The following is a 16,279-nucleotide window of genomic DNA, read 5'->3' as shown; positions in this document are numbered from 1 at the left end:
GTGACATCAACCACGAGCCAGAACCTTACGCAACGCTTCGAGGAAGCGGCTGTTTTCAACCGACAAACCGATGGTGATACGCAGGTGGTTCGGCATGCCGTAATTGGCCACCGGACGCACGATCACACCTTCGCGCAGCAAGCCCTGAAACACCGGCGCCGCTTCTTGACCGAGGTCGACACAGATGAAGTTGCCCTTGGACTCGATCCAGCTCAGCCCCAGCTCGCGGAAACCCGCTTGCAGTTGCTGCATGCCTGCTTCGTTCAGGCGACGACTTTCAGCCAGATATTCTTCGTCTTTCAGCGCAGCACAAGCCGCCGCCAGCGCGAGGCTGTTGACGTTGAACGGCTGGCGAACGCGGTTCAGCACATCGGCAACCACCGGGGCCGTCAGCGCGTAACCGACACGCAACGCTGCCAGACCGTAGGCCTTGGAGAAGGTGCGCGAAACCAGCAGATTCGGATAAGCCGCGAGAAAGTCGAGGCCGTCCGGCAGATCACTGCCTTCGGCGTACTCGATGTAGGCCTCGTCCAACACCACCAAAACATGTTCCGGCACGTCTTGCAGGAACTCGTCCAGCGCTTCGGCGCCGAACCAGGTGCCGGTCGGGTTGTTCGGATTGGCGATGAACACCACGCGAGTGTTGGCATCGATGGCCGCGAGCATGGCAGGCAAGTCATGCCCCCAATCCTTGGCCGGAACCACTTTGGCCTGCGCGCCGACCGCTTGAGTTGCAATCGGATAAACGGCAAACGCGTGCTCACTGAACACCGCATTCAGGCCCGGCGCCAGATAGGCGCGCGCGACCAGCTCAAGAATGTCGTTGGAGCCGTTGCCCAGGGTGACCTGGTTCAGCTCGACGCGGCACTGCTCGGCCAACAGGGACTTCAGCGCAAAGCCGTTGCCGTCTGGATAACGCGTCAGTTCAGTCAGCTCTTCGCGGATCGCTGCCAGCGCTTTAGGGCTGGCGCCCAACGGGTTTTCGTTGCTTGCCAGTTTGACGATTTTCGCCGGATCAAGATCCAGCTCCCGCGCCAGTTCGTCCACAGGCTTGCCCGGAACGTACGGCGAAAGTTGTTGCACGCCCGGCTGTGCCAGAGCGAGGAAATTGCCACTCATTTACTACCGCCCCTTACAGAACTGCTTTCGGGTAGGAACCCAGCACTTTGAGTGCTACTGCTTCCTGACTGATCTTTTCCAGCACACCTTTGATCAACGGATCGCGGTGGTGGCCAACGAAGTCGATAAAGAACACGTAGGTCCATTTACCGCTGCGCGAAGGACGAGTCTCGATACGGGTCAGGTCGATCCCGTTGTCATGGAACGGCACCAGCAACTCATGGAGTGCACCGGGCTTGTTGCTCATGGACACGATGATCGAAGTCTTGTCGTCGCCGGTCGGCGGCACTTCCTGGCTACCGATCATCAGGAAGCGCGTCGAGTTGTCCGGACGGTCTTCGATTTTCTCGGCCAGACGCGTCAGACCATACAGGCCCGCCGCCATGTCGCCGGCAATCGCCGCCGAGTTCCACTCGCCCTTGACCCGCTTGGCCGCTTCGGCGTTGCTGGAAACCGCTACGCGCTCGACATTCGGGTAATGCGCGTCCAGCCACTTGCGGCACTGCGCCAGCGACTGGGCGTGGGAGTAGATACGGCTGATGCTGTCGGTCTTGGTGTTTTCACCGACCAACAGGTGATGGTGAATCCGCAGCTCGACTTCGCCACAGATAACCATGTCGTGTTCGAGGAAGCTGTCGAGGGTGTGGTTGACCGCGCCTTCGGTGGAGTTTTCCACCGGTACCACGCCAAAATTCACCGCACCGGCTGCCACTTCACGGAACACTTCGTCGATCGCCGCCATTGGCTTGCTGATCACCGCGTGACCGAAATGCTTCATCGCCGCAGCTTGAGTGAAAGTACCTTCAGGGCCGAGATAAGCCACTTTCAGCGGCTGCTCGAGCGCCAGGCACGACGACATGATTTCGCGGAACAACCGCGCCATCTCTTCGTTGCCCAACGGCCCCTGATTGCGTTCCATCACACGCTTGAGCACCTGAGCTTCACGCTCAGGGCGATAGAACACCGGCACTTCGCCTTCGGCCAGCGAGGCCATCTTGACTCGCGCTACTTCCTGGGCGCAACGCGCACGCTCACTGATCAGCTCCAGGACCTTGGTGTCCAGAGCGTCAATACGAACGCGCAGTGCCTTGAGTTCTTGCTCGGACATTAGCCGTGTTCCTTCTCGAACTCTGCCATGTACGCCACCAGCGCATTGACGGCGTTGATGTCGACGGCGTTATAGATAGAGGCGCGCATGCCACCCACTGAGCGGTGGCCCTTGAGGTTCAGCAAGCCGCGCTCGTCGGCGCCGACCAGGAATGGCTTGTCCAAACGATCATCAGCCAGACGGAACGGCACGTTCATCCACGAGCGATCCGACTTGTTGATCGGGTTGCTGTAGAGGCCGCTGGCGTCGATGAAGTTGTACAGCGTGCGCTGTTTGGCGTCATTGAGCCTGGCAATACCTTCGACGCCGCCCTGCTCTTTCAGCCACTGGAACACCAGACCGGACAAGTACCAGGCCAGTGTCGGCGGCGTGTTGTACATCGAGCCGTTGTCAGCCGCGACCTTGTAGTCGAGCATGGTCGGGCACAGCGAACGTGCTTTGCCCAGCAAGTCTTCGCGGATGATGTTGACGACGATGCCGCTCGGACCGATGTTCTTCTGCGCGCCGGCGTAGATCATGCCGAAACGCGAGATATCGACCGGACGCGAGAGAATGTCGGAAGACATGTCAGCCACCAGCGGCACATCGCCGGTTTCCGGAATCCACTGGAATTCCAGGCCACCAATGGTTTCGTTCGGCGCGTAGTGAACGTAGGCCGCGTCTTTCGACAGGTTCCACTCGTTCTGGCCGGGAATGGCGAAATAGTCGTAAGGCTTGGCGGTCGCTGCCACATTGACGTGACCGTAGCGCGAAGCTTCTTCGATGGCTTTCTGCGACCAGATACCGGTGTCGATATAGTCGGCACTGCCGCCTTCAGGCAGCAGGTTCAGCGGGATCTGCGCGAACTGCTGGCTGGCGCCACCTTGCAGAAACAGCACTTTATAGTTCGAAGGGATATTCAGCAGGTCACGCAGATCCTGCTCGGCCTGGTTGGCAATGGACACGAACTCATCGCTGCGATGGCTCATTTCCATGACCGACAGCCCCTTGCCGTGCCAATCAAGGAGTTCACCCTGAGCGCGCTGCAGGACAGCTTCAGGAAGCGCCGCAGGACCGGCGCAGAAGTTATAGGCTCGCTTGCTCACATCCAATCTCGCTCTGATTTGGTGGTATCACATATCAGTCGGCGCTGATTTTATGTGGATCTTCATGGGCGCCGAAATTTCATACCGGACAAATAACAAGGGGGCGAATTTTCATCCGCCCCCTTGTTGTCCGCTTATTCTTGCGGTTCTTCGTCTGCTGCGGCGTCGAGTTGCTGGTCTTCAACAGCATCGTCGATCACGACAGTGCCTTCGAATTCTTCGCCCTCTTCACCTTCAAGCTCTTCGCCTTCGATTTCCGAAGGCTCCTGAACCCGCTCCAGCCCGACCAGGGTTTCATCCTTCGCCAGCTTGATCAGCGTCACACCTTGGGTGTTACGGCCCAGGCTCGACACTTCGTCGACACGGGTACGCACCAATGTGCCCTGATCGGAGATCAGCATGATCTCTTCACCGTCCTGCACCTGAACCGCGCCGACCAGACGGCCGTTACGCTCGTTGCTGACCATGGCGATAACGCCCTGACCGCCACGCTTGTATTCAGGGAACTCGGTGATCGCCGTACGCTTGCCGTAGCCGCGCGCGGAAGCAGTGAGAATTTCGCTGCCCTCTTCTGGAATCAGCATGGAGATCAGCTTCTGCCCTTCTGGCAGACGCATGCCACGCACACCGCGAGCGGTACGGCCCATGGCGCGAACTTCGGATTCCTTGAAGCGCGTTACTTTGCCGCCGTCGGAGAACAGCATGATTTCCTGCTCGCCATCGGTGACAGCAGCGGAGATCAGGATGTCGCCTTCGTCCAGCTCCAGCGCGATCAGACCGACGCTGCGCTGACGGCTGAAGGCCACCAGCGGCGTCTTCTTCACGGTGCCGTTGGCGGTCGACATGAAGATGAACGGGGCTTTTTTGCGATCTGCAGCCTTGATACGGGCACGACGTTCTTCGTCGGTCTCGTTGCTGTTTTCGATTTCTTCTACATCAGCCTCAACGCCTTCAGCCTCTTCCTCTTCAGCCTGACGCTTCATGGCTTCGAGATCGACCGGCAACATGGTGGTGATGTATTCACCCTCGCTCAGCGGCAAGAGGTTGACCAGCGGACGACCACGGGCAGCGCGGGACGCTTCCGGAATCTCGTAGGTCTTGAGCCAGTACACCTTGCCTTTGCTGGAGAACAGCAGCAGCGTGGTGTGGCTGTTGGCAACCAGCAGGTGAGCGATGTAGTCCTCATCCTTGACGCCGGTAGCCGATTTGCCTTTACCGCCACGACGCTGAGCCTGGTACGCAGCCAGCGGCTGGGTCTTGGCGTAGCCACCGTGGGAGATGGTCACGACGCGCTCTTCTTCCGGGATCATGTCACCCAGGGTCAGGTCGAGGCGTGCATCGAGAATTTCGGTGCGGCGCACGTCGCCGTATTCGGCGCGGATCACTTCCAGCTCTTCGCGGATCACTTCCATCAGGCGCACGGCGCTGTTGAGGATGCGGATCAGCTCGCCGATCTGGTTGAGGATCTCTTGATACTCGGCCAGCAGCTTCTCGTGTTCCAGACCGGTCAAGCGGTGCAGACGCAGTTCCAGAATGGCTTGCGCCTGTTCTGGCGACAGGAAGTACTTGCCTTCGCGCAGACCGTATTGCTCGTCCAAAGTCTCTGGACGGCAAGAGTCCGCACCGGCACGCTCAACCATTGCGACCACGGCGGAAGATTCCCACGCGGTCTTGATCAGCGCTTCCTTGGCTTCCGACGGCGTCGGCGAAGCCTTGATCAGGGCGATGACCGGGTCGATGTTCGACAGGGCAACGGCCTGACCTTCCAGGATGTGGCCACGTTCGCGGGCTTTGCGCAGTTCGAACACGGTACGACGGGTAACCACTTCGCGACGGTGACGAACGAAGGCTTCCAGCAGATCCTTGAGGTTCAGGATGCGCGGACGGCCGTCGATCAGGGCCACGATGTTGATACCGAATACGGCTTGCAGCTGGGTCTGGGCGTAGAGGTTGTTGAGGATCACCTCAGGCACTTCGCCGCGACGCAGTTCGATCACGACGCGCATACCGTCCTTGTCGGACTCGTCGCGCAGTTCGGTGATGCCTTCCAGCTTCTTCTCTTTTACCAGCTCGGCGATCTTTTCGATCAGACGCGCCTTGTTCAACTGGTAAGGCAGTTCGGTGATGACGATCTGCTGACGACCACCGACCTTGTCGATGTCTTCAATAGTCGAGCGAGCGCGCATGTAAATGCGCCCGCGACCGGTGCGGTAGGCTTCGATGATACCGGCGCGACCGTTGATGATCGCGGCAGTCGGGAAGTCCGGACCGGGGATGTATTGCATCAGTTCGTCGACAGTCAGCTCGGGATTGTCGATGAGCGCCAGGCAACCGTCGATGACTTCACCGAGGTTGTGCGGCGGGATGTTGGTCGCCATGCCCACGGCGATACCGCTGGAACCGTTGACCAGCAGGTTCGGGATGCGCGTTGGCATCACCGCCGGGATCATCTCGGTGCCGTCGTAGTTCGGCACCCAGTCCACGGTTTCCTTGTGCAGGTCGGCCAGCAGCTCGTGCGCCAGCTTGGTCATGCGCACTTCGGTGTATCGCATGGCCGCAGCGTTGTCGCCGTCGACCGAACCGAAGTTGCCCTGACCGTCGACCAGCAGGTAGCGCAGGGAGAAAGGCTGGGCCATGCGGACGATGGTGTCGTACACCGCCGTATCACCGTGCGGGTGATACTTACCGATCACGTCGCCGACAACACGGGCAGATTTCTTGTACGGCTTGTTGAAGTCGTTGCCCAGCTCGCTCATCGCGAACAGTACGCGACGGTGCACGGGCTTGAGGCCATCGCGCGCATCCGGCAGTGCACGGCCGACGATCACGCTCATCGCGTAGTCGAGGTAGGACTGCTTCAGCTCGTCTTCGATATTGACCGGGAGGATTTCTTTGGCCAGTTCGCCCATGAGAAGCCTGATTCCTTTTTCTGGTGAAACTTCGCCATATCCATAGGGGAGCAACGAAGCTCGTCGGGGCAGGCTCGATGCCTGGCTCCGACTTACGACAAATCAACGAGTTTGATCCCGGATTTGCGCAGTAAAGACAACCCCGTGGGGCTGCCTCGGAAAACGCCGGATGTTATCACAAGAGCCGCCACGCACCTATCCCCCAGATGCGCATGGAGCATAGTAAGTTGACCGGTGACAGGCTTAACGGGGACGAGAGAAGCTCAGAGCTTGTTGGAATGCAGAATTCAGGACTGAATTACGGATGTTTATTGACGTTTAGGGCCTTATCGCTAGCAGGCTAGCTCCCACAGGGTTTGTGATCGACACGGATTCTGTGGGAGCCAGCCTGCTGGCGATGGCGTTCCAGCCAATCAATGCAGGCGTTTGCGGCACATCAACTGGGCCATCTTCGCGGTATCCGGACGCTCGACGATGCCTTTTTCAGTGACGATCGCGTCGATCAGATCCGCTGGCGTCACGTCGAACACCGGGTTGAACGCCTCTACATCAGCCCCGACACGCTTGCCGCCGACCTCCAGCAACTCTTTGCCGTCGCGCTCTTCGATTGGAATGTCGTCGCCGCTGGCCAGATGCATGTCGATGGTCGAACTCGGTGCCACCACCATGAACCGCACGCCGTGGTGCATGGCGTTGACCGCCAGTTGATAGGTGCCGATCTTGTTCGCCACGTCACCGTTGGCCGTGATGCGGTCGGCGCCGACAATCACCCAGGTCACGCCTTTGGTTTTCATGATGTGCGCAGCGGCGGAGTCGGCGTTCAGGGTCACCGGAATACCTTCGTTGGCCAATTCCCACGCGGTCAGACGCGAACCCTGCAGCCACGGCCGGGTTTCATCGGCATAAACACGCTCGACCATGCCTTCAAGGAACGCCGCACGAATCACCCCCAGCGCCGTACCAAAACCGCCGGTAGCCAGTGCGCCAGTGTTGCAGTGGGTGAGAATCGCCTGTGCGTTGCCCTGATGCTTGCGGATCAGATCGACGCCGAGCTGCGCCATGGTCAGGTTGGCTTCGCGATCACTTTCGTGAATCGCGATGGCTTCAGCTTCCAGCGCCGCCAGCGGATCGGCATTGTCCTTCAGTCGATCCAGCCGATCATGCATGCGGCCCAGCGCCCAGAACAGGTTGACCGCTGTTGGACGCGAATCGGCCAGCAAGGCGAAATCCTCTTCCAGCGCCGCATACCAATCGCCACCTTCAGCCAGTCGGGCACGCAACGCGAGGACGATGCCGTAGGCCGCGCTGATGCCAATGGCCGGTGCACCGCGCACCACCATCGAGCGAATGGCTTCAGCCACACCGGCAGCGCAGGTATAGGCGATCCAGGTTTCCTCGAACGGCAAAATGCGCTGATCCAGCAGGTAAAGCGCGCCGTCACGCCAATCGATGGCCTTAACTTTCTCCGCAGCCAACAGTCGATCGCGCATCCCAAACCCCGCACTCATGAACAAAAGCCGCCGATTATAGCGATCCCCCCGCGAAGACGCTCGGGTATACTTCGCCATCCTTTACAAAAGCACTGGAACCGACCCTCGATGCCGAAACCTGCCATTGCGCTCGACTTATTATTGCTGCCGACCTGGCTGGTACCCGTCGAACCCGCAGGCGTTGTGCTCAAGGAGCATGGCCTGGGCATCCGTGACGGTCGCATCGTGTTTATCGGCCCGCGCGCCGAAGCGCTCAAGTGTAACGCCACTGAAATCCGCGAATTGCCGGATGTTTTGCTCGCCCCGGGCCTGATCAACGCACACGGCCACGCGGCGATGACGCTGTTCCGTGGCCTGGCAGACGATCTGCCGCTGATGACCTGGCTGGAAAATCACATCTGGCCGGCCGAGGCCAAATGGGTCGATGAAGACTTTGTGCGTGACGGCACCGATCTGGCCATTGCCGAGCAGATCAAAGGTGGCATCAGCTGTTTCTCTGACATGTATTTCTTCCCCAAGGTTGCCAGCGAACGCGTGCACAACAGCGGTATCCGGGCGCAGATCGCGATTCCGATCCTCGATTTCCCGATCCCGGGCGCCAGCAACGCCGATGAAGCCATTCGTCAGGGCGTCGAGCTGTTCGGCGACTTGAAGCATCACGAACGGATCAAGATCACCTTCGGCCCTCATGCACCCTACACCGTGGGCGACGAGAATCTGGAAAAAATCCGCGTGATTGCCGAAGAGCTCGACGCGCCGATCCACATGCACGTCCACGAAACTGCGTTCGAAGTCCAGCAATCGCTGGAGCAACGCGGCGAGCGACCACTGGCCCGCCTCGGCCGACTGGGCCTGCTGGGGCCGCGCTTCCAGGCGGTGCACATGACCCAGATCAGCGATGACGACCTGGTGTTGCTGGTAGAAAGCAACACCACCGTGATCCATTGCCCGGAATCGAACCTGAAGCTGGCCAGCGGTTTTTGCCCGGTCGAGCGTTTGTGGCAGGCTGGCGTCAATGTTGCAGTCGGCACTGATGGCGCGGCGAGCAACAATGATCTCGATCTGCTCGGCGAAACCCGCACTGCCGCCCTGCTGGCCAAAGCCGTAGCCGGTTCGGCCACCGCCCTCGACGCCCACCGTGCCCTGCGCATGGCCACGCTCAACGGCGCACGGGCGCTGGGGATCGAAGCGCAGACTGGCTCGCTGGAGATCGGTAAAGCGGCGGACATCGTCGCATTTGATCTTTCCGGGCTGGCGCAGCAACCGGTGTATGACCCGGTTTCGCAGCTTATATACGCCACCGGCCGCGATTGCGTGAAACACCTGTGGGTCGCCGGCAAGCAACTGCTCGATGACCGGCAACTGACACGTATGGATGAACAACAGTTGGCCGCTACCGCCCGTGCCTGGGGCCAGCGCATCAGCGGCCACACCGAATCGTAAACCTCTCGCAGCACACTGCGGGACTACAGCATTTTTCAAGTTTTGAGGAAATGAACATGAGCAACGTCGACCACGCCGAAATCGCCAAATTCGAAGCCCTAGCGCATCGCTGGTGGGATCGCGAAAGCGAGTTCAAGCCGCTCCACGACATCAACCCGCTGCGGGTCAACTGGATTGACGAGCGCGTCAATCTGGCCGGCAAGAAAGTCCTCGACGTCGGTTGCGGCGGCGGCATCCTCAGCGAAGCCATGGCCCAGCGTGGCGCCACCGTCATGGGCATCGACATGGGCGAAGCGCCGCTGGCCGTTGCGCAACTGCATCAGCTGGAATCGGGTGTCAGCGTCGAATATCGGCAGATCACCGCCGAAGACCTGGCCGAAGAAATGCCCGAACAGTTCGACGTCGTCACCTGCCTGGAAATGCTTGAGCACGTACCCGATCCATCGTCGGTGATCCGCGCCTGCTTCCGCATGGTCAAGCCGGGCGGCCAAGTGTTCTTCTCGACCATCAACCGCAATCCGAAGGCGTACCTGTTCGCCATCATCGGCGCTGAATACATCATGAAGCTGTTGCCACGCGGCACCCACGACTTCAAGAAATTCATCCGCCCGTCCGAACTAGGCGCCTGGAGCCGCATGGCCGGCCTGACCGTCAAGGACATCATCGGTTTGACCTACAACCCGCTGACCAAGCACTACAAGCTGGCCTCGGACGTGGACGTCAACTACATGATCCAGACCCTGCGCGAGGAGTAAGCCGATGGCCATCAGAGCAGTCCTTTTCGACATGGACGGCACCCTGCTCGACACCGCGCCGGACTTCATCGCTATCTGCCAGGCGATGCGCGCGGATCGTGGTTTGCCGCCGATCAACGACAAGCACATCCGTGACGAGATTTCCGGTGGCGCCAAGGCCATGGTCGCGGTGACGTTTTCGATGGACCCGGAATCGCCGGGTTTCGAAGAGTTGCGTCTGGAGTTCCTCGAGCGTTATCTGGTCGGCTGCGCGGTGCACAGCAAACTGTTCGATGGCATGGCCGAGTTGTTGGCCGATATCGAAAAAGCCAACCTGATCTGGGGTGTGGTGACCAACAAGCCGTTGCGCTTTGCCGAGCCGATCATGCAGCAATTGGGGCTGGCCGAACGCTCGGCGCTGCTGATCTGCCCGGACCACGTGAAGAACAGCAAACCGGACCCGGAGCCGCTGATCCTTGCGTGCAAGATGCTTGATCTGGATCCATCGACCGTTTTGTTTGTGGGCGATGATCTGCGTGATATCGAGTCCGGTCGCGATGCCGGGACCAAGACCTGCGCCGTGACCTTTGGCTACATCCATCCGGACGACAACCCACGGCATTGGGGTGCGGATGTGGTGGTGGATCACCCGCTGGAGCTGCGCAAGGTGCTGGACAGCGCGCTTTGCAGTTGCTGACCAACGTCAAAAGATCGCGGCCTGCGGCAGCTCCTACCGGTTGTGATGATCTGTAGGAGCTGCCGCAGGCTGCGATCTTTTAGCTATTAATGGATTGTGAGGTTTTTATGTTTGATTACTCCGCTCGCCCCGAATTGCTCAAGGATCGGGTCATTCTGGTCACCGGTGCCGGACGTGGCATCGGCGCGGCTGCCGCGAAGACCTACGCGGCCCACGGCGCCACCGTACTGCTGCTGGGCAAGACCGAAGCCAATCTGAGTCAGGTCTACGACGAAATCGAAGCCGCCGGCCACCCGCAGCCAGCGGTGATTCCGTTCAACCTCGAGACCGCCCTGCCCCATCAGTACGATGAGCTGGCAGCGATGATCGAAACCGAATTCGGCCACCTCGACGGACTGCTGCACAACGCCTCGATCATTGGTCCACGGACGCCGATCGAACAGCTGTCGGGCGAAAACTTCATGCGCGTCATGCAGATCAACGTCAACGCGATGTTCATGCTGACCAGCACCCTGCTGCCGCTGCTCAAGCTCTCGCAGGATGCTTCGGTGGTGTTCACCTCCAGCAGCGTCGGCCGTAAGGGTCGTGCTTACTGGGGCGCTTATGGCGTGTCGAAGTTTGCCACCGAAGGCCTGATGCAAACCCTTGCCGATGAAGTCGATACCGTCGCGCCGGTACGCTCCAACAGCATCAACCCGGGCGCCACCCGCACCAGCATGCGCGCCCAGGCTTACCCGGGCGAAAACCCGCTGAACAACCCGACACCGGAAGAAATCATGCCGGTCTACCTGTACCTGATGGGCCCGGACAGCACCGGCATCAACGGTCAGGCATTCAACGCCCAGTAATGCCATACGTCGCTTTTGTTGCCGTGGCGGTTTCCCGTCGCGGCAAGCAATTGCCGCACAAAACCAGCACAGCCTAGTCAAATAACCAGCGCAGATTAAAGCCATCAATCTTCAATCGATTGATTTATAACGACTTTAATAAACTTGAAACAAATGGCACGACTTTCGCTCTAAATTTCTTCACAGCATGCCGCGTGATGGCAATGGGGCGACGCCTGAATCGATAGCTTACTAATCGACATCAGGCAGACTAGACTTACGCCAAACGTCCTACGGGACTGATGGATCAGTACGACGCGCAGCCCATAGCCGCTCTCACCCAGCCTGTAAGACAGACTTAGTGCTTAGGGGCTCACGCCACATGAAATCACCCTCCCAGACCAATGCAATTGACTTCGACAGTGCCAAATTGCAACGCCTGGGCTTTGGTCAACAACCTCCGCTTCTGGAGCGTCCGACCAGTCTTGCGCAATTGCGCCAGCAACTGAGCCTGCAACTGCAAACCAGCCTTGAGCCACAACGAATCCTCGGTCTGTTTTTCCGCGAAGTTCAGCGCCTCGTGCCGCTTGATGCCTTGAGCTACGAGCATCAGGGCAGCGACCTGCGTCTGGAGTTCGGGGCACGCGGTCATCATTCGGTCAGCTACAGCCTGAGCCACGAAGGTGAGCACATGGGCGTGGTGATCTTCCGTCGCAATCAACGCTTCAGCGATCTGGAGCAAGGCAACCTCGAATCGCTGCTCTCGGCATTGCTGTACCCGATGCGCAATGCCCTGCTCTATCGCGCCGCCACACAAAGCGCGCTGCGTGACCCGCTGACCGGGACCGGCAACCGCATTGCCATGGAGCAAACGCTGCAACGCGAGATCGAGATGTCGCGCCGGCATTTGCAGCCGCTGTCGGTGTTGATGCTGGATATCGACCACTTCAAACGGGTCAACGACAGTCACGGCCACAGCGCCGGAGATATCGTGCTCAAAGCCGTTGCAGCATCGATCAAGGGTCAGTTGCGCAACGTCGACATGGTGTTTCGTTATGGCGGGGAAGAGTTTCTGATCCTGCTGTCGAACACCGGCCGCGAGGCTGCGGCGATGGTCGGTGAACGCTTGCGCCATGCTGCGCAAGCCGCTGAATACAACGCCAATGGCCAGTTGATCGAACTCACGGTAAGCCTCGGCTGTTCGAACCTGCTGCCGGGCGAGTCTGCCGACAGCCTGCTGCGTCGCGCCGATAACGCGCTGTACGTGGCCAAGCGCGAAGGTCGTAATCGCCTGGCAATGGCGGGCTAGGCTTTCAGCAACAACACAAAACTACTGTGGGAGCGAGCTTGCTCGCGAATGTGATCTGCCATTCAACGATGAGTTGACTGACAGTCCGCTTTCGCGAGCAAGCTCGCTCCCACATTGGCTTTATGGCCGGTTAATCAGCTCTCGACCAACGCCCGCCGCTCGCGCCCGTGAAGCGCCCGATCAGCCGTCTCCAGTTGCATGCAGCGCTCAAGAAACAGGTGCATGTAGTCATAACTCTTGCACACGGCCTGGCGCAGTTCTGCCTGCAATGCCTTGCTCGGGTTCATCCCGACCAGCGTGCAGATGATCTCCAGCGCCTCCCACGGATGCGCATCGTCATACTGGGCGTGCATCTTCAGCCACTTCATCGCGCGCTTGCGATCCTCTTCCGGAAACGCTGCGGCATAGACGCCCGTGGAGCAGACCAGCGCCGACCACTCGCCGGTCGCGCCTTCAATTGCGTAGTTGGTGGCGGCAATGGCGACGATCAGTGAATCCGCCGAACTGGTGTGCCAGCACCAGTGACTCAGCGCGTGCAACTCGGGCGGCACTTGTTGCGCCTGCAAATCTTCCAGACTCACGCCGTGGGCACGGCTCCAGTTCAGCCAGTAATCGGCATGATTGAGTTCGACGCGGATGTTGCGCATCAGCCAGCGCCGCGCCATGTCTTCACCCGGATGGCGGGCAAATTTGGTCTTGGTCAGGTTTTGCGCCATGTACAAGGCGAATTGTTCGACGACCGGCCAGCCGCCGATCAAGTATTGACGCATGGTCTTGGCGCTGAGTTTGTTATCACGCATGCGCAGATAGAGTTCATGTTCGACAACCCGGCGTTTGCTCTCGCTGCAATCCTGAATGAGCTGTTGTGCCCAGGCGGGGTAACTTGCAGCTTCCATGAGTGGTCCGGTTCGGTTGAATGTGTCGATCACTGTTCGGCTCCTTTTGATTTGTGATTGTAAGGATCGGCGAAAGACTTCAACGGAACGTGCCAGGCGCTTTGAATAACAACGGCTGCGGTCTGGCGGGCCGACTTTGCAAACTGTCGCAGGTAAACAATTGCGGGCGTTCGATGACATAACCCTGAGCGTAATCCACCCCAATTTCAAGCAATGCTTGCTCGATCTGGGCCGTCTCAACAAACTCGGCAATGGTCTGTTTACCCATGACATGCCCGATGTGATTGATCACTTCGACCATAGCGCGGTTAATCGGGTCGTCCAGCATATCCTTTACGAAACTCCCGTCGATCTTCAGGAAGTCTACAGGCAAATGTTTCAGATAAGCGAACGAAGACATACCGGCGCAAAAGTCATCCAGTGAGAAGTAACAACCTAAGCCTTTGAGTTCGTTAATAAATCGAATTGCACTTCCTAGATTCGCAATAGCACTGGTTTCGGTGATTTCAAAACAAATCATTTCAGGCGGTATAGCGTAGTTAACAAACTGTTCACGCAGGAAGTGCAAGAACGCGTCATCTCCGATAGTAATGCCTGAAAGATTAATCGCACACATTGCCAAAGGGCCTTCGCGCTCTTCGTTTATACATTGGGTAATTACTTTAAAAACATTCTCGACTACCCAGCGATCCAGTTGACTCATCAGGCCATAACGCTCTGCCGCCGGAATGAAACTGTCGGGCAGAATCATACGTCCGGCTTCATCATGCAGGCGCAAGAGGATTTCGATGTGGCCGCCGCCCCCTGGAGCAGCGCCCAGCGGAGCGATTTCCTGGGCGTACAGACAGAAGCGGTTTTCTTCCAGCGCCATGTGCAGGCGCTGAACCCAGGCCATTTCGCCGAAGCGCAGAGACAATTCCGAATCATCGGCGTGGTAGACCTGCACCCGATTGCGGCCCTTTTCCTTGGCCATGTAGCAGGCCATATCAGCGGCGCGCAGCGAAGCTTCAAGGGTGGTCGGTGTCTGGGCGATGTGCACCAGACCGATACTCACGGTGGTCAGGAATGGCCGGCCCTTCCAGACGAAGTGCAGGTTCTGCACGGTTTGCCGCAAAATTTCGGCAATTTTTTCCGCCGCCTCTGGTGCACAGTTCTCCAGCAGAATGCCGAACTCGTCACCACCGAGCCGCGCGAGCGTGTCGCCTTCGCGCAGACCGGACTGCAACAGCGCACAGATGTGCCGCAACAGTTCGTCACCGGCAGCATGACCGCAGGTGTCGTTGACCAGTTTGAATTGGTCGAGATCAAGGAACATCAAGGCATGCCGCCCGACCTGACGCGTCAGGTTGTGCAGCGCCTGCTCCAGGCGATATTCGAACTCGCGGCGATTGGCCAGCCCGGTCAGCGCATCATGGGTCGCCTGCCACGAAAGATTGGCGATGTATTGCCGCTCCTGAGTCATATCATGCAGCACCAGCACGGTGCCGCTGACCTTGTCGGCATGGCGGATCGGTGCGCCCACCAGATTGACTGACACGGTGCTGCCATCCAGTCGTTGAATCAGTTTGGAATGCTCGCTGCCGCCACTGAGCCCGCCGCTGAGAATGTGCTCGATCAGGGTCAGCCCCTCGGCCTGGGCATTGTCATCCAGCAGGTTGAACAGCGCCGCCAACGGCAAACCGGCAGCCTGTTCGGCCTTCCAGTGGGTCATCGCTTCGGCGGCAGGGTTCATGTACTCAATTGCACCACTGACGTCGGTGGTGATCACACCATCGCCAATCGACTGCAAGGTGATGTGCGCGCGATCCTTCTCCAGTTGCAGCGCCTCGGCAAAGGCATGGCGTTGCTTGAGCAGCTTATGGGTGCGCAACAGCGCCAGCAGGATCAGCCCCGCCGCTGTCGCCAGGTTGGTGAACAGCAACAACCTCAGAATCATCCGCGAGCCTTCGCCCAAGGCATCACTGAACGCTTTCGCCGCCGGGGTCACGCCGTCGTTGATGGCAAAGATCTGTTCCTTCCAGCGGTGGATGTCGGCCGGGGTCGCGGCATTCTCGCTGATGCCCTGGTGCATCTCGCGGGCGACGTTGTCCAACTCGACCAGATAGGCATCGCCCACCGTCCAGCGATCGATGGCAGTTTCCAGATAACTGAAATGACGGAAGTTGAGGTACAGCCAGATCAGGCTCGAAACATCGTCCGGATGATTGCCTCCCTTGAGAATGCCTTCGCGTGCTGCTTGCAGATCCGGCGGTTGATGGTCGAGTGCCAGGCGCAATTGATGTCCGCCCTGCGGCACCGCAATCGCGTCCTTGTATTTGAGGAAAATCGCCTCGTCACGGCTGTCGGCATAAAGATTGAGGTAATAGATGGCGTCTTTCTGGCCCTTGGACCAAAGACTTTCGCCAGCGACATAGCCGCGTACGGCTGACAGGACGTAAAGACTCACGCCCCCCAATAACGCCTGAAATAACACAACGGCAATAAATGGCCAGACGATGCCCAACAGCCGTGGCGTTCCGAGAGTCCTTTTTTGCTTCATGAGGTCCTTTTGCGCACGCACTGCCATCGTAAGAGGAGACCGCTAGAGCTAGCCTAGGGGGCGTTCCTCCTTACGGCAAGCCAAGACACTGCATCGCGCGATACATATGTACCGCACCGAGTG

The 16,279-nt window shown here is 59.0% G+C and carries 12 protein-coding genes; 5 read left to right on the top strand and 7 right to left on the bottom strand.

Going from position 1 to position 16,279, the window contains the following annotated elements; genetic code table 11:
- Nucleotides 1-6: 6 nt before the first annotated feature.
- The 5 genes from hisC to mtnA all read right to left on the bottom strand — a co-directional run bounded on the left by hisC (nt 7) and on the right by mtnA (nt 7,711).
- Nucleotides 7-1,119 carry a histidinol-phosphate transaminase gene (gene hisC, locus ACTWLJ_RS15505; protein WP_445177459.1) on the bottom strand — a complete coding sequence of 371 codons (1,113 nt, stop codon included), beginning with the start codon at nt 1,117-1,119 and terminating at the stop codon, nt 7-9.
- Nucleotides 1,120-1,132: 13 nt separating this feature from the next.
- Nucleotides 1,133-2,227, bottom strand: coding sequence for a prephenate dehydratase (pheA, locus tag ACTWLJ_RS15500; RefSeq protein ID WP_028620536.1), 1,095 nt, complete (start codon nt 2,225-2,227; stop codon nt 1,133-1,135).
- Nucleotides 2,227-3,312, bottom strand: a complete 1,086-nt coding sequence (gene serC, locus ACTWLJ_RS15495; protein ID WP_445177458.1) for a 3-phosphoserine/phosphohydroxythreonine transaminase — start codon at nt 3,310-3,312, stop codon at nt 2,227-2,229. Before serC ends, pheA begins: the two co-directional genes overlap by 1 nt.
- A gap of 134 nt (nt 3,313-3,446) precedes the next feature.
- Nucleotides 3,447-6,221, bottom strand: coding sequence for a DNA gyrase subunit A (gene gyrA, locus ACTWLJ_RS15490; protein WP_401215831.1), 2,775 nt, complete (start codon nt 6,219-6,221; stop codon nt 3,447-3,449).
- Nucleotides 6,222-6,634: 413 nt separating this feature from the next.
- Nucleotides 6,635-7,711, bottom strand: coding sequence for an S-methyl-5-thioribose-1-phosphate isomerase (mtnA, locus tag ACTWLJ_RS15485; protein ID WP_445177457.1), 1,077 nt, complete (start codon nt 7,709-7,711; stop codon nt 6,635-6,637).
- Between the two features lie 108 nt (nt 7,712-7,819).
- Between mtnA and ACTWLJ_RS15480 the strand changes: the two genes are divergently transcribed.
- The 5 genes from ACTWLJ_RS15480 (at nt 7,820) to ACTWLJ_RS15460 (ending at nt 12,721) form a co-directional block, all read left to right on the top strand.
- Nucleotides 7,820-9,154 carry a TRZ/ATZ family hydrolase gene (locus ACTWLJ_RS15480; protein WP_445177456.1) on the top strand — a complete coding sequence of 445 codons (1,335 nt, stop codon included), beginning with the start codon at nt 7,820-7,822 and terminating at the stop codon, nt 9,152-9,154.
- A gap of 56 nt (nt 9,155-9,210) precedes the next feature.
- Nucleotides 9,211-9,909 (top strand): bifunctional 2-polyprenyl-6-hydroxyphenol methylase/3-demethylubiquinol 3-O-methyltransferase UbiG, encoded by a 699-nt coding sequence (gene ubiG / locus ACTWLJ_RS15475; RefSeq protein WP_445177455.1) that lies wholly within the window; start codon nt 9,211-9,213, stop codon nt 9,907-9,909.
- Between the two features lie 4 nt (nt 9,910-9,913).
- On the top strand, nt 9,914-10,585 hold the full coding sequence (gene mupP, locus ACTWLJ_RS15470; protein WP_339464823.1) for an N-acetylmuramic acid 6-phosphate phosphatase MupP: 672 nt from the start codon (nt 9,914-9,916) through the stop codon (nt 10,583-10,585).
- 107 nt (nt 10,586-10,692) lie between these two features.
- Nucleotides 10,693-11,433 (top strand): YciK family oxidoreductase, encoded by a 741-nt coding sequence (locus ACTWLJ_RS15465; RefSeq protein ID WP_401215840.1) that lies wholly within the window; start codon nt 10,693-10,695, stop codon nt 11,431-11,433.
- A 361-nt stretch (nt 11,434-11,794) separates the two neighbouring features.
- A complete protein-coding gene (locus tag ACTWLJ_RS15460; protein ID WP_401215842.1) occupies nt 11,795-12,721 on the top strand; it encodes a GGDEF domain-containing protein in 927 nt (308 codons plus the stop codon).
- A gap of 134 nt (nt 12,722-12,855) precedes the next feature.
- On the opposite strand, the gene ACTWLJ_RS15455 is transcribed toward ACTWLJ_RS15460, so the two are convergent.
- Complete coding sequence (locus tag ACTWLJ_RS15455) at nt 12,856-13,617, bottom strand: TenA family transcriptional regulator (RefSeq protein WP_445177454.1); 762 nt, start codon at nt 13,615-13,617, stop codon at nt 12,856-12,858.
- A gap of 79 nt (nt 13,618-13,696) precedes the next feature.
- On the bottom strand, nt 13,697-16,156 hold the full coding sequence (locus ACTWLJ_RS15450) for an EAL domain-containing protein (RefSeq protein ID WP_445177453.1): 2,460 nt from the start codon (nt 16,154-16,156) through the stop codon (nt 13,697-13,699).
- Nucleotides 16,157-16,279 lie beyond the last annotated feature (123 nt).

Source organism: Pseudomonas sp. McL0111, from assembly GCF_052567255.1.
Note: the sequence above shows the minus strand (reverse complement) of the source record. Positions and strands in the feature narration are given on the sequence as shown.

Bases quoted from the DNA above. Each gene is read 5' to 3' on its own strand.
- hisC (WP_445177459.1), bottom strand. From the start codon at position 1,119: ATGAGTGGCAATTTCCTCGCTCTGGCACAGCCGGGCGTGCAACAACTT.
- pheA (WP_028620536.1), bottom strand. From the start codon at position 2,227: ATGTCCGAGCAAGAACTCAAGGCACTGCGCGTTCGTATTGACGCTCTG.
- gyrA (WP_401215831.1), bottom strand. From the start codon at position 6,221: ATGGGCGAACTGGCCAAAGAAATCCTCCCGGTCAATATCGAAGACGAG.
- mtnA (WP_445177457.1), bottom strand. From the start codon at position 7,711: ATGCGCGATCGACTGTTGGCTGCGGAGAAAGTTAAGGCCATCGATTGG.
- ACTWLJ_RS15480 (WP_445177456.1), top strand. From the start codon at position 7,820: ATGCCGAAACCTGCCATTGCGCTCGACTTATTATTGCTGCCGACCTGG.
- ubiG (WP_445177455.1), top strand. From the start codon at position 9,211: ATGAGCAACGTCGACCACGCCGAAATCGCCAAATTCGAAGCCCTAGCG.
- mupP (WP_339464823.1), top strand. From the start codon at position 9,914: ATGGCCATCAGAGCAGTCCTTTTCGACATGGACGGCACCCTGCTCGAC.
- ACTWLJ_RS15465 (WP_401215840.1), top strand. From the start codon at position 10,693: ATGTTTGATTACTCCGCTCGCCCCGAATTGCTCAAGGATCGGGTCATT.
- ACTWLJ_RS15460 (WP_401215842.1), top strand. From the start codon at position 11,795: ATGAAATCACCCTCCCAGACCAATGCAATTGACTTCGACAGTGCCAAA.
- ACTWLJ_RS15455 (WP_445177454.1), bottom strand. From the start codon at position 13,617: ATGGAAGCTGCAAGTTACCCCGCCTGGGCACAACAGCTCATTCAGGAT.
- ACTWLJ_RS15450 (WP_445177453.1), bottom strand. From the start codon at position 16,156: ATGAAGCAAAAAAGGACTCTCGGAACGCCACGGCTGTTGGGCATCGTC.